This is a genomic window from Bifidobacterium callitrichos, assembly GCF_008698085.1.
In the GTDB taxonomy this organism is placed as follows: Bacteria; Actinomycetota; Actinomycetes; order Actinomycetales; family Bifidobacteriaceae; genus Bifidobacterium; species Bifidobacterium callitrichos.
The window spans coordinates 59,455-71,164 of sequence record NZ_RZJP01000002.1; the positions used below are offsets into that span (position 1 = coordinate 59,455).

Genomic DNA, 11,710 nt, shown 5'->3' on the forward strand with positions numbered 1-11,710 from the left:
TTCCTTACTTGCGGTTCTTGCCATTCGGACGACGACGAACAATCATCTTGTTCGAGGCCTTCTTCGGACGACGAGTACGAACCTCGCCCTTGCCCCACGGGGAAACCGGCGGCTTGCCACCGCGGGTACGACCGCCGTGCGGGTGGTCGACCGGGTTCATGGACTCACCACGGGTGATCGGGCGCTTGCCCATCCAACGAGCGCGACCGGCCTTGCCGAGCTGGACGTTGGCGTGGTCCTCGTTGCCGACCTCGCCGACGGTGGCGCGGCAGCGCGCGTCGACGTTGCGGATCTCACCGGACGGCATACGCAGCTGGGCGAACGCACCGTCCTTGGCGACGAGCTGAACGGCGGCACCGGCGGAGCGGGCGATCTTGGCGCCACCCAGCGGGCGGAGCTCGATCGCGTGCACGATGGTACCGGTCGGGATGTTCCTCAGCGGCAGGTTGTTGCCCGGCTTGATATCGGCCTGGGCACCGGTCTCGATGACGTCACCCTGCTTGATACCCTTCGGCGCGATGATGTAGCGCTTCTCGCCATCGGCGTAGTGCAGGAGGGCGATGTTGGCGGTACGGTTCGGGTCGTACTCGATGTGGGCGACCTTGGCGGGCACGCCGTCCTTGTCCCAACGACGGAAGTCGATGAGACGGTACTGGCGCTTGTGGCCACCGCCGCGGTGGCGGGAGGTCATGCGGCCGTAGGAGTTGCGACCACCGGTCTTGGACAGCTTGCGAACCAGCGACTTCTCAGGCGTGGAGCGCGTGATCTCGGCGAAGTCCGAGACGGACGCGTTACGGCGGCCTGCGGTCGTCGGCTTATAAACGCGGATAGCCATAATATAGTTCTTCCTTTAACTTTTCTCGGCTAGCCTTCAGTTACCGAAGATGTCGATCGTCTGGCCCTCGGCGACGGTCACGATCGCGCGCTTCTCGTTGACGCGACGGCCGAAACCGGTGCGGGTGCGCTGCTTCTTGCCAGCGCGGTTGAGGGTGTTGACGCTCGTCACCTTGACATTGAAGATCTCTTCGATAGCCTGCTTGATCTGCACCTTGTTCGCGGACGGGGCCACCACGAAGGTGTACTGGCCGCGATCGGAGTTGGCGTAGCTCTTCTCGGAGACGACGGGCTTAAGGATGACGTCGTGTGCCGGCTTGTGAATAGCGACCATGAAAATCAGGCCTCCTTCGGCTCGGTCTTCGCCGCGACGAAGGCCTCGAGGGCCTCCTTGGTGAAGACGACGTACTGCGCGGTGACCACGTCGTACGTGTTGAGCTGATCGACGAAAATCGGATGAACGGTCGGGATGTTGCGCACGGACAGCCACTCGTTCACGTTGTCGCGGGTGAACACGACGGTGGTGAACTTGTCGTTGGTGACCGGAGTCAGAGCGGCGACGGCGGCCTTGGTGGACGGGGTCTCACCGATGCCGAAGTCGACCACGGCGACGCGACCGGCGTTGAAGCGGTCGGACAGCACGTAGCGCAGAGCGGCGGCCTTCATCTTCTTCGGGGTGCGCTGCGCGTAGTTGCGCGGCTGCGGGCCGAACACGACACCACCGTGGTACCACTGCGGCGCGCGGATGGAGCCCTGACGCGCACGACCGGTGCCCTTCTGCTTCCACGGCTTCTTGCCGCCGCCGGAAACGTTGGCGCGGGTCTTGGTGGCGTGGGTGCCCTGACGGGCAGCGGCCAGCTGGGCCACGACGACCTGGTGGATCAGCGGGACGTGCGCCTGCACGTCCTCGGCGGAGATGCCGAAGAGCTCGGCCGGGGCCTCGACGGTGCCCGCGTTCTGGCCGGCGTTGTCAGTGACGTTCAGAGTAACGTTTGCCATGGTTTATCAGGCTCCCTTCACCGCAGAACGGACGAGAACGATGCCGCCCTTCGGGCCCGGAATGGCGCCCTTGATGGCGAGGATGCCGTTCTCGACATCAGCGGAGACGACGGTGAGGTTCTGCGCGGTGGCGGTCACATGACCCATGCGGCCGGCCATACGCTTGCCCTTGAGGATACGGCCCGGGGTAGCGCACGCGCCGACGGAACCGGGGCGACGCTCGTTCTTGTGAGAGCCGTGGGAACGGCGGTAGGACTTGAAGCCCCAGCGCTTGATGGTGCCAGCGAAGCCCTTGCCCTTGGTGGTGCCGGTCACATCGACCTCGGTACCCTCGGCGAAGAGCTCGGCGGTCAGTTCCTGACCGACCGTGTACTCGGTGGCGTTGTCCTCGCGCACCTCGACGAGGTGACGACGGGGGGTGACACCGGCCTTGGCGAAGTGGCCGGCGAGCGGCTTGGTCACCTTGGTCGGATCGATCTGGCCGTAGCCGATCTGGACGGCGGTGTAGCCGTCGGTCTCATCGGTCTTGATGGCCGTGATCACGTTGGTGGAAACGTCCACCAGCGTGACGGGGACGAAGAAACCGTTCTCGTCCCAGACCTGAGACATGCCGATCTTCTTGCCCAGCAGAGCCTTGCAATCGTTCCTTTGCGACATAGTGGTTCCCTCCTCCCTTACAGCTTGATCTCGATGTTGACGTCCGCAGGCAGATCGATGTGCATCAGGGAATCCACGGCCTTCGGGGTCGGGTCCACGATGTCGATGAGGCGCTTGTGCGTGCGCATCTCGAAGTGCTCGCGAGAATCCTTGTACTTATGAGGAGAACGAATAACACAGAAAACGTTCTTCTCGGTCGGCAGCGGAACGGGGCCAACAACAGTTGCGCCCGCGTTCGTCACCGTTTCGACGATCTTCTTCGCCGATTGGTCGATGACCTCGTGGTCATAGGACTTAAGCCTGATGCGGATTTTCTGTCCCGCCATTGCCGTCCGCCCTTTCTAGCGATTCGTGTACTGTTTACCAGCCTGCTTCTTAAGGGCACCGGCGCGCATGGCCTCCCTTGGACATACGTCCTCTGGCGGTCATCCGACATCAGTGCACGGCCCACCGAAACCAAGTGGATGGTTCCGGCCCCGTGCTCGCTTTGTTATTTCCAAATGTGCGAGCCCAAATCAGGCAACTTGTTTATCTAAGCATCGAGGCCGGACTAAATCATCAGGACGGATGTCTCGGCGTGTCGCGATTCACATGGTCAACGGCAGACCGAGCGTGAGCGACAGGGCGAAGGTCAGCACCGTCGACATCATCTCCGTGACGCCTGCGATCAACGGCTTCAGAGGCCTGAATCGACCGAGAATCGGCAATACAACGGCGCGGGCGAGCAGCCACACGACCAGCACCACCAGCAGCACGCTCGCCGCGTCGAGACGATCCCACCCCCGCGAGACCGAGACGCCAGCGGTGCCACCCGCCCCGAGCAGCATCACGCCGTGCCAGATCCACGACGCCGTCACATATGATCGCTTGCCACGCTCGCGGATCATCGTTTTGACGAACAGGACCGAACCGAACTGAACGACGGCGAACAGCGCCGCCAGCAGCACGCCGACGATCGGCAGCGAATACGCGTTCCACCAATCCCCCGGCACGGGCAGCGAACGGACGGCATCCATGCCCGCGTTGATCGACGTCTCGCATCTGCCAGCCGCCGCCACAACCGTCGACGAGCCATCGCCGAGGAACCGATTGAGGGAGCCGTTGATGACGGCGCAAGCCGCCCCGGCGATGTTGCGCGTACCGAACGACGTCTCGACGGCGGCCATCAGCGACGAGGCGGTGACGGCGACGCCGTTGCCCCACAGCGAACGTTCGCGCCGCGTCCACGCGGCGAGGAGCGACAGCGCGGCCAGCACCATATATATGGGAGCCCATCGCATGATGCCCGGTCGGGTGATGACGAACGGCAGTCCGACGATGGCCAATGCCGTCAGATATCCCAGCATCGGCTTGAGATAACGGCGCGACATCCGCGATTTCAGCCACCGGGATGCGGTGAACTGCACGCAGTAGCACAGGGTCCATGCCACGAACAGCCAGACGGAATCGATGTTCGCGCCACCCACGATGAGTCCGGACAGTGCAGGAGACAAGACCATGGCCCATGCGCCGGGCTGATCGGGGATCCACGTTCTGATGGTCGACGCGCGTCGCGTGCGATAGGTGTGTCTGGTAGTCATAGGCTCCAACCATGCACTACCCCTCAGACCCGCTCCGCGAAATCACAGTGACCTAGTGACGCATGCGGGAGAGGGCGCGGCGGGTGGCTTCGCGGGTGGAGCCGGCGCCGTCGCCTCGCACGCCGACGAGCACGAGGATCACCATGACGAAGCAGATCGCGGCGGAGATGCGCAGCGCCCACTGGATGCCGAAGATGTTGGCGGTGACCGCGTCGACGCCCGCGGCGTGGCGGACTGCGGTGAACGTCTCCATGAGGATGATGAGGATCGGCGCGCCCATCGCGCCGGCGACCTGTCGGACCGTGTTCGTCACGGAGGATCCCGCGGAGATCTCCCCGGGCTCGAGGCAGTTGAGCGACCAGGTGGTGATCGGCATCAGCAGCGATCCCATGCCGATCTGGCGGATGAACTGGCAGATCGATACCCACCAGATCCACGTATCGGAGGAGATCAGGCTCATGCCGATGGTACCGAGGGTGAGCACGATCGCGCCGAACAGGGCGACCGGGCGTGCGCCGAAACGGTCGAGGGCCTTGCCTCCGAACAGCTGGGAAATGCACTGGCCGATCGCACCGGGCAGCATGATCAGTCCGCTCATCGTCGCGGAGAAGCCGCGATCGTTCTGGATGTACAGCGGCATGATGACCAGAATCGAGCTGAACGCGAAGAACGCGAGCGAGGCGGTCACCGTGCCGACGGTGAACGAGCGGTTCTTCAGGACGCCGAGGTCAAGCAGCGGCGGTTCGGGAGTGTTTGCGGAACGTGCGCCGGCGGACGCGGCGGCTTCCCGCGTGACGTGTTCCTTGGCGTACTCCTTGGCGTACTCCTTATATATATGAGCGCGACGGATCTGGCGTACCACGAACCAGATGATGCCGATGACGCCGACGAGCATCGACCCCCACACCATCGGGTTGTTGAACGGATAGTTCTCGATGTTCGTGAAGCCGAACATCAATCCACCGAAACCGAAGATCGACAGGGCCACGGAGAAGAAGTCGGCGCGGGCGGCCGCGTCGTGCTCGCCGAAGTTGTGCAGCCACAGGCACGCCGCGATCAGGGAGATCGCACCGATGGCAGTCAGGGTCAGGAAGATCGAACGCCATCCGTTCGCGTCGGTCTGGAGGCCGCCGAGCGTCGGTCCGATGGCCGGGGCGACGCTCATCGCGATGCCGACCATGCCCATCGCGGCGCCGCGGCGGGACAGCGGATAGATGGAGAAGACCGTGATCTGCAGCACCGGCCACATGACTCCTGTGCCTATCGCCTCGAGCACACGGCCGAGCAGCAGGATCAGGAAGGACGGGGCAAGCCACGCGCATACCGAACCGAGCGTGAACACCGCCATCGACACGATGACGATCTGACGCGTGGAGAAGCGACGGGTCAGAAACGCGGTCAGCGGCACCATCACTCCCATCACGAGCTGGAAGACGGAGGTGAGCCACTGGCCGGTGGTGACGTTGACGCCGAACTCGTCGACGATCGACGGCAGGGCCGCACTCAGCTGCAGCTGGGTGAAGTTGCCGACGAACGTGATGAACGTGAGGATCGCGAGGGAGACGAACGCCGTGTGCGTGAGTTTGCCGTCGACGTACGATTCCTCGCTGGTGAGCACCGTATCGATACCGCGCTTGGTTGCCATATGCCGCATACTTCTTCCCGTGCCGCACCGGGATTGCACCGACGTTCTTGTCGGACACCCCTCAAAAGCACTCGGATACGCTATACCCACCTCTGTACCGTTACAGGGGATTACGCCACGGGCATGAGTGCGGACAAGCATGTGAGACAAGTCACGTCCATTGCGTTGCGCGAGGTCTTGAGGGACGAATCGCGAGACCTTTATATTACGAATTGTGAGCGAACTCAAAGGCAAGGCCATCGAGCCGATCCACGAGCATAGGGCGAACGTCCTCTATCAGCACGGTACACTGGCGCTATTGGTGCCGGGCCTTCTGGAGGGCACCACCACGATGGGCGAACTGCTCACCCATGGCGACACCGGTATCGGCACCGGCGAGGGACTCGACGGCGAGATCATCGTACTTGACGGCAAGGCGTGGAAGGTCGGACGCACCGGCGCGGTCGAAGCGGTTCCCGATGACCTGACGCTGCCGTTCGCGAACATCCATCGCGCGGCGTTCCAATACCAGTGCGAGCGCAGCGATATCGGTCTGGAGGAGCTCAACCGGCGCATCGTGGAGGCGAACGGACGCGCGAACACGTTCTTCTCGGTGATCGTGCGCGGCACGTTCAGCTTCATCAAGACACGCGCGGTCATCAAGCAGCAGGCCCCATACCCCACGCTGGAGGAGGTGGCCGACCGTCAGGCGATCTTCCTGGGCCATGACGTGCGCGGCGTGATGCTCGGCTACTTCTCCCCCGTCATGTTCCATGGCGCCGCGGTGGCCGGATTCCATGAGCATTTCCTCGCCGACGACCATTCGATCGGCGGACATGTGCTCGATGCGGTGCTGGAGCGCGGTGAGATATTGAGTCAGGTGTTCGACACGCTGGTCACGCACCTGCCGGTGGACAATCCCGACTACCGCAATCACGATTTCAGTCAGGACAACATCGGCGAGGCGATCACGCACGCGGAGGGCGACACGCACCGCTAGAAGCACGCGGACTTACGGCAACCATACGGCAACAGGGTCGGCTCCCGATTGATGTTCGGGAACCGACCCTGTTTCGGTGGATGATCAGCTCATCCGATGATCAGCTCATCTCAGCCTGCGATCTGGCAGACTCGACTCAGACGCGCTCGGAGGCTTCCTCCGTGGCGGCTTCGCCTTCGCGCTCGACGCGCAGCTTGTGGCCTTCGGCCTGGCTGACGCCGTAGTAGGCGGCGATGGCGATGTCCTTCATGTCGTTGATCAGCGGGATGCGCGGGTTGGCCGGCGTGCACTGGTCCTCGTAGGCGCGCATGCCGATCTGGTCGAGCACGCTCCAGAAGTAGTCCTCGTCCACGCCGCACTCCTGGAAGCTCTTGTTCATGCCGAGCTTGTTGTCGCGGTAGTCCTCGACCGCGCGCGCCAGGTTCTCCACGGCCTCGGCCGGGGTCTTGCCGGTGTCGACACCCAGGTTGCGGGCGATGTCGCGGTAGCGCTCGTCGGCCACGTACTTGTTGTACTTCGGCCAGCTCGTCGGCTCCTCGGGCACCTGACCGTTGTAGCGGATCACGTACGGCAGCAGGATCGAGTTCGTACGGCCGTGCGCGATGTGGCACAGGGCGCCGATCGTGTGGGCCATGCCGTGGCACATGCCCAGGAACGCGGAGCCGAACGCCATACCGGCCATCGTGGCCGCGTTGTGCATCTTCTCCTGCGCGACCGTCTTGGCCAGACCCGGCTCGCCGTTGACCGACTCGGCCAGGTTCTCCCAGATCAGCTTGGCCGCGTGCAATGCCATGCCGTCGGTGAAGTCGTTCGCGTACACCGACACGTACGCCTCGAAGCTGTGGGTCAGCGCGTCGAAGCCGGCGTCCGAGGCCAGACGGCGCGGCTGGGTGCGCGCAAGCACCGGGTCGACGATCGCGACCGACGGGGTCAGCGCGTAGTCGGTGATCGGGTACTTGTAGCCGGTCTTGTGGTCCGTGATCACCGCGAACGGCGTGACCTCCGAGCCGGTGCCGGACGAGGTCGGGATGCACACGAGCTTGGCCTTGCTGCCCAGCGGCGGGATCTTGAACGCGCGCTTGCGGATGTCGAAGAACTTCTCGCGCACGTCGCCGAAGCTGATCTCCGGGTGCTCGTAGAGCAGCCACATGATCTTGGCCGCGTCCATCGGCGAGCCGCCGCCGACCGCGATGATCGTGTCCGGCTCGAACTCCTCGCGCATCATCTCCGCGCCCTTCTCGACCGTCTCGACCGAGGGCTCCGGCTCGACGTAGTCGATGATGCGGAAGGTCACGTTGTTCGCGCGGGCGCGCAGCTGGTCGATGATCTTGTCGACGACGCCGAGCTGCTCCATGACCTTGTCGCACACGATGACGGCCTTCTCGATGCCGAACATGTCACGCAGGTACTTGATGGCGTTCGGCTCGAAGTACGTCTTCGGCGGGATCTTGAACCACTGCATGTTGTTGTTCCTCCGGGCGATGCGCTTGATGTTGAGCAGGTTCACGGCCTGCACGTTGCCGGACACCGAGTTGCCGCCGTAGGAGCCGCAGCCCAGGGTCAGCGACGGGGCGATCGCGTTGTAGATGTCGCCGATGCCGCCCAGCGAGCTCGGCTGGTTCCAGATGATGCGGCACGCGTGCATCCTCAGGCCGTACTCGCGCACGAGGTCTTGGTTGTTGGTGTGGATAGCGGCGGTGTGGCCGGCGCCCAGCTTGAGCATAGCCTCGCACATCTCGAACGCCTGCTCCTTGTTGTCGGCCTTGAGCACGGCCTGCACCGGGGCGAGCTTCTCGTGGGTCAGCGGCTCGTTATCCGACACCTCCGCGCATTCGGCGGCCAGGATCGTCGCGTCCTCGGGGATTTCGAAGCCGGCGGCCTTGGCGATGTACTGCGGGGACTTGCCCGGCACCACGGAGTTGAGCTTCGGCGTGCCACCGGAGAACGCGGTGCAGCCGAACATGTACTGCTCGAGCTTGGCCTTCTCGTCGGCGTTCACGAAGTAGGCCTTGCGGCGCTTCAATTCCTTGACGAGCGGCGCATACACGTCCTTGCGGGCGATGATGGCCTGCTCGGTGGCGCAGATCATGCCGTAGTCGAAGTGCTTGGACAGGATCAGGTCGTTCGCGGCGCGCACGATGTCCACGTCGGAGTCGACATAGGCCGGCGCGTTGCCTGCGCCCACGCCCAAGGCCGGCTTGCCGGACGAGTACGCGGCCTTGACCATGCCCGGGCCGCCGGTCGCCAGAATCGTGGCCACGCCGTCATGCTTCATCAGCGCGCCGGTTGCCTCGATCGACGGGTGCTCGATCCACTGGATGCAGTCCGCGGGAGCGCCCGCCTCGATCGCGGCGTCACGCACGATGCGCGCGGCCTCGACCGAGCACTTCTGGGCGCCCGGGTGGAAGCCGAAGATGATCGGGCAACGGGTCTTCAACGCCAGCAGCGACTTGAAGATCGCGGTCGACGTCGGGTTCGTCACCGGGGTCACGCCCGCGACCACACCCACCGGCTCGGCGACCTCGTCGATGCCCATCACGTCGTCCTCGCGGATGATGCCGACGGTCTTCTGACCCGCCATGTAGTTCGTGACGTGCTCGCACGCGAAGATGTTCTTCGTGGCCTTGTCCTCGACCAGACCACGGCCGGTCTCCTCGACCGCCATGCGCGCCAGCACCAGATGCTTGTTCAGCGCCGCGACCGACGCCTTCGCGACGATGTGGTCGACCTGCTTCTGATCCAGCTTCTCGAACTCCGCCAGGGCCTTCAGGCCCTTCTTCACCAGCGCATCAACCTCAGCCTCGGCCGCCGCCTGCTTCTCCTCCGGAGTCGGCTTGGTGGGGGTGTCGGCCTTCTTAGCGTCTGCCATGAATCCTCCTCGATCGGTGGTATTTGCACAACATGTCATGTATATGGACATCTCCAGCATGCGGGTCTCGCCCGTCGATTCCGGCGCACGACCATCCGCATGTGGCCTAGGTCACAATATATCGAAGACCACGCAGTGGCGCATACGCACAAAATCGTCGGCGTTTCATGGGAGTTTATGAGAGAATTTTGTTATTTCCTGTTCTAAAAGCCTCACAAAATCAAAAAAACAGCTCCATATTGATGCCTTTTGTTCATTTTTTGATAATTCAACCACAAGAAACAAACATTGCCCACGGCATCTTTTAGAAAAAGGTTTTCTAAATGTATACAGTTCATTCACAATTCAAGAAAGCCAATTGCAAAAAGTTAGGCAGTCAACGACGACTCACAGTCCCCGACTCATCGAAACCTACACCTACCGCCCTGCACCCCGAACATCCCCTTCCAACGAACGAGAACACGCTTTTACAAAGTAATCTTGTATAATGGCTGCACCAACGAAGGATAGAACGACATCACAGCGGAGGTCACCACATGAGGGCGATGCCATCGACGGCGGTCAAAGCGCACAACCGCAAGGCGATGACTCAATACCTGTACGCGCACAATCACGTCACCAAGCAGGAGCTGGAACGCGAGTTGGGACTGAGCCTGCCCACCATCACGCAGAACCTGCGCGCCCTCGAACAGGACGATATCATCCGCAAAGGCGACCTTCGCGAGTCGACAGGTGGTAGAAAGGCGCAGGCGTACGAGTTCAATCCGGACCACCGTACCGCGATCGGCGTGACCATGCGGGCAAACGAGGTACGCATGTGCGCAGTGGACCTCGCCGGCACCGTCGTCGAGCGTTTCAGCCGCACACTCCCCTACCGCAACATGAACGCCTACTACCAGCGCATCGGCGGCATCATCGAGAACTTCGCGGCGGATGTCGAGAAGCGGCACGGCCCCGTGCTTGGCGTATCCTTTGCGATTCAAGGCATCATCTGCCACGACGGAAGCACGATCGTCTTCGGCAATATCATGCACAACACTGGGCTTACGCTCGACACCATCGCACAGTCCATACACCGTCCATGCATGATGATTCACGACTCCGACGCCTCCGCCATGGCGGAACTGTGGTTCGACAAGACGATCACCGACGCCGTGTGCATCTACCTCGAACGACGCCCCGGTGGCGCGGTGATCGTGGACGGCAAGCTGAACCAGGGACCGAACCTGTGCAACGGAGCGATCGAGCACATGACGCTCGTGCCGGGAGGACGCGAATGCTACTGCGGCCAGCGCGGGTGCATGGACCCTTACTGCTCACCGGAATCGCTGCCAGAGGACCACGAATCCATTCCCGGATTCTTCAGCGTGCTCGAACAGGGCGAACGGCATCACCGCGAGCGCATGGACGAATGGCTCGACTATGTGACGCAGGCGATCGTCAACGCGCGGTCGGTCGTCGCCGGGGATGTGATCGTCGGCGGCGAGGCGGCACAGTATCTGGAGGACGATGACATCGACGATCTCAAACGACGGGTCGTCGATCACACACCGTTCGGCACCGAACGGTTCACGTTACGCCGCAGCCACTGCGCGGAGGATCAGAACATCATCGGCGCGGCATTGCGCTATGTCGAGACCTATCTGGACGGAATCTGCAGCGAATAGATTCGATTAGTAATGCAATTACGTTTTTGAAAAACAATTCATATAAGTCGCGGTCAAGCGTTACGCTGTCACCGACGACCGAAGACACCGGCCGATCACATCCTAGGATGCAAACAACGGAAAGGAACCAATCATGTTGAACAAGAAGAAGATCATGGCGGCCGTGCTTCGCGGACTCGAGGTCAGCGGCGTGAACGCCCTCGCCCAGGCAGGCTACAGCGAGTCCACCCTCAACGCCATCGAGGCCATCGAGAAGCGCTGAGTCCCGAAAGACGTCAGAAAACACCATCGATCTGATCGATTCATCATCACACATAACAAGCCGGCATCGGGAGCTGCATCGACCCGACACCACCGCGGCACCACCGCGATCGATCACGATGCACAGCAGAATCGGACAATGGCGTCCGGTCTCACTTTCCACACCACGCGCCACACCCCGAGCTTATCCCGAACACCTATTTCGAACCGTTTCACGCC

Annotated in this window: 11 protein-coding genes; 3 read left to right on the forward strand and 8 right to left on the reverse strand. The window is 62.5% G+C overall.

Annotated elements, in window-relative coordinates; translation table 11 throughout:
• Positions 1 to 4 precede the first annotated feature (4 nt).
• From rplB to EMB92_RS04955, 7 genes are all read right to left on the reverse strand, one after another.
• A complete protein-coding gene (gene rplB, locus EMB92_RS04925) occupies positions 5 to 835 on the reverse strand; it encodes a 50S ribosomal protein L2 (RefSeq protein WP_150393984.1) in 831 nt (276 codons plus the stop codon).
• A 36-nt stretch (positions 836 to 871) separates the two neighbouring features.
• Positions 872 to 1,168 (reverse strand): 50S ribosomal protein L23, encoded by a 297-nt coding sequence (rplW, locus tag EMB92_RS04930; RefSeq protein WP_043164517.1) that lies wholly within the window; start codon positions 1,166 to 1,168, stop codon positions 872 to 874.
• Between the two features lie 5 nt (positions 1,169 to 1,173).
• On the reverse strand, positions 1,174 to 1,833 hold the full coding sequence (rplD, locus tag EMB92_RS04935) for a 50S ribosomal protein L4 (RefSeq protein ID WP_043164519.1): 660 nt from the start codon (positions 1,831 to 1,833) through the stop codon (positions 1,174 to 1,176).
• Positions 1,834 to 1,839: 6 nt separating this feature from the next.
• Positions 1,840 to 2,490 (reverse strand): 50S ribosomal protein L3, encoded by a 651-nt coding sequence (gene rplC, locus EMB92_RS04940; protein ID WP_043164521.1) that lies wholly within the window; start codon positions 2,488 to 2,490, stop codon positions 1,840 to 1,842.
• 17 nt (positions 2,491 to 2,507) lie between these two features.
• Complete coding sequence (gene rpsJ / locus EMB92_RS04945; protein ID WP_003827292.1) at positions 2,508 to 2,816, reverse strand: 30S ribosomal protein S10; 309 nt, start codon at positions 2,814 to 2,816, stop codon at positions 2,508 to 2,510.
• 261 nt (positions 2,817 to 3,077) lie between these two features.
• Positions 3,078 to 4,070, reverse strand: coding sequence for a YwiC-like family protein (locus EMB92_RS04950; protein ID WP_150393985.1), 993 nt, complete (start codon positions 4,068 to 4,070; stop codon positions 3,078 to 3,080).
• Positions 4,071 to 4,122: 52 nt separating this feature from the next.
• A complete protein-coding gene (locus EMB92_RS04955; protein ID WP_150393986.1) occupies positions 4,123 to 5,715 on the reverse strand; it encodes an MDR family MFS transporter in 1,593 nt (530 codons plus the stop codon).
• A 214-nt stretch (positions 5,716 to 5,929) separates the two neighbouring features.
• Between EMB92_RS04955 and budA the strand changes: the two genes are divergently transcribed.
• On the forward strand, positions 5,930 to 6,694 hold the full coding sequence (gene budA, locus EMB92_RS04960; protein ID WP_043164528.1) for an acetolactate decarboxylase: 765 nt from the start codon (positions 5,930 to 5,932) through the stop codon (positions 6,692 to 6,694).
• A 136-nt stretch (positions 6,695 to 6,830) separates the two neighbouring features.
• Here budA and adhE read toward each other — a convergent pair whose 3' ends face one another.
• Positions 6,831 to 9,563: a bifunctional acetaldehyde-CoA/alcohol dehydrogenase gene (gene adhE / locus EMB92_RS04965; protein ID WP_150393987.1), complete on the reverse strand. Its 2,733-nt coding sequence runs from the start codon at positions 9,561 to 9,563 to the stop codon at positions 6,831 to 6,833.
• A gap of 536 nt (positions 9,564 to 10,099) precedes the next feature.
• Between adhE and EMB92_RS04970 the strand changes: the two genes are divergently transcribed.
• Together EMB92_RS04970 and EMB92_RS11815 are read left to right on the forward strand one after the other, a co-directional pair.
• Positions 10,100 to 11,230: an ROK family transcriptional regulator gene (locus EMB92_RS04970; protein ID WP_150393988.1), complete on the forward strand. Its 1,131-nt coding sequence runs from the start codon at positions 10,100 to 10,102 to the stop codon at positions 11,228 to 11,230.
• A 133-nt stretch (positions 11,231 to 11,363) separates the two neighbouring features.
• Positions 11,364 to 11,492 carry a hypothetical protein gene (locus EMB92_RS11815; RefSeq protein WP_258184490.1) on the forward strand — a complete coding sequence of 43 codons (129 nt, stop codon included), beginning with the start codon at positions 11,364 to 11,366 and terminating at the stop codon, positions 11,490 to 11,492.
• Positions 11,493 to 11,710: the final 218 nt, after the last annotated feature.

Bases quoted from the DNA above. Each gene is read 5' to 3' on its own strand.
- EMB92_RS04955 (WP_150393986.1), bottom strand. From the start codon at position 5,715: ATGGCAACCAAGCGCGGTATCGATACGGTGCTCACCAGCGAGGAATCG.
- EMB92_RS04970 (WP_150393988.1), top strand. From the start codon at position 10,100: ATGAGGGCGATGCCATCGACGGCGGTCAAAGCGCACAACCGCAAGGCG.
- EMB92_RS11815 (WP_258184490.1), top strand. From the start codon at position 11,364: ATGTTGAACAAGAAGAAGATCATGGCGGCCGTGCTTCGCGGACTCGAG.
- EMB92_RS04950 (WP_150393985.1), bottom strand. From the start codon at position 4,070: ATGACTACCAGACACACCTATCGCACGCGACGCGCGTCGACCATCAGA.
- rplB (WP_150393984.1), bottom strand. From the start codon at position 835: ATGGCTATCCGCGTTTATAAGCCGACGACCGCAGGCCGCCGTAACGCG.
- rplD (WP_043164519.1), bottom strand. From the start codon at position 1,833: ATGGCAAACGTTACTCTGAACGTCACTGACAACGCCGGCCAGAACGCG.
- rplC (WP_043164521.1), bottom strand. From the start codon at position 2,490: ATGTCGCAAAGGAACGATTGCAAGGCTCTGCTGGGCAAGAAGATCGGC.
- adhE (WP_150393987.1), bottom strand. From the start codon at position 9,563: ATGGCAGACGCTAAGAAGGCCGACACCCCCACCAAGCCGACTCCGGAG.
- rplW (WP_043164517.1), bottom strand. From the start codon at position 1,168: ATGGTCGCTATTCACAAGCCGGCACACGACGTCATCCTTAAGCCCGTC.
- rpsJ (WP_003827292.1), bottom strand. From the start codon at position 2,816: ATGGCGGGACAGAAAATCCGCATCAGGCTTAAGTCCTATGACCACGAG.